Origin of the sequence: Anabaena sp. CCY 0017 (assembly GCF_963920885.1) — a bacterium.
In the GTDB taxonomy this organism is placed as follows: Bacteria; Cyanobacteriota; Cyanobacteriia; order Cyanobacteriales; family Nostocaceae; genus Nodularia.
Map to the genome: position 1 here is coordinate 1 of NZ_CAWUDG010000075.1, position 1,019 is coordinate 1,019.

Annotated in this window: 2 protein-coding genes; both read right to left on the reverse strand. The window is 37.1% G+C overall.

Annotated elements, in window-relative coordinates:
- Positions 1-17 precede the first annotated feature (17 nt).
- Positions 18-518, reverse strand: coding sequence for a transposase (locus tag ACM0OW_RS25740; RefSeq protein ID WP_414553556.1), 501 nt, complete (start codon positions 516-518; stop codon positions 18-20).
- A 59-nt stretch (positions 519-577) separates the two neighbouring features.
- On the reverse strand, positions 578-964 hold the full coding sequence (locus tag ACM0OW_RS25745; protein ID WP_414553558.1) for a helix-turn-helix domain-containing protein: 387 nt from the start codon (positions 962-964) through the stop codon (positions 578-580).
- Positions 965-1,019 lie beyond the last annotated feature (55 nt).

Genomic DNA, 1,019 nt, shown 5'->3' on the forward strand with positions numbered 1-1,019 from the left:
TACAGCGTTTCCGGCTGTTATGAGGTACAGTAGCAGCAATTAGCAAACCAGTTTCTTAAATGTTGAGGATTTATTAAGTCAAGTGCAACTGAAATTATTCGATCTACCATTTCTGTTGTAGTTGGTGAAAACATCCGTAAGAAAGATTTAAGCTGTGACCACCATAACTCAATGGGGTTGAAATCTGGTGAGTATGGTGATAAACATATAACTGAAGCCCCGACAGATTCAATCATTGGCACAATTGAATCTAGTTTATGTGCGGATAAGTTATCCATGACTACCACTGCGCCTGACCATAACTCTGGCACTAAAAACTTCTCAACAAACACTTCAAATGCTGTGCCATCCATTGAATTATTCATTGTCATTAATGCCACTACTTTTTTAATACTAATTGCTCCAATTACGGTAACTTTTGAGCCTCGATAGAAGGGGTTGAGAGAGTAAGCTCTTGTTCCCTTTTGTGAACGGGCATGAGTCCTTGTTAAACCCAGTAAAACACCAGTTTCATCCAAAAATACTAAATTTTCTGGCTCTATATGTTTGACATTTTCCCAATACTCTAATCTTAAATTCAGGACTCTCTCTGTCCCTGCTTGGGTACTCCGCTTTGTTTTTTTTTACGATTTAATCCTAATTTCTGCAACGCACGACACATTGCACTTCGACCTACAAAATTGCCCGTCTTGTCTGCAAATAATTCACATAACTCTATCAATGTTGCATCTGGATATGCTTCAACTAATTCTCTTAACTCTATTTCCGCATTTGTCAGATGACTAAATTGTGGTTTTCCTCGCGGCTTGGATTGTAAATTTCCATCAAGTTTTTTTTGTTTGACAAGCTTCTGCACTAAACTCTTGGTGACGGAAAATATGTTAGCTACTTTCCTGATTGAGATATTTTTCTCAATATGTGCTGCAACTATTTTTTCTCGAAGATCGACAGAGTATGACTTCATTTAAAAGTATTTATATTTTAATCAAGTGTACCTCATAATAGACGGAAGTGCTGTA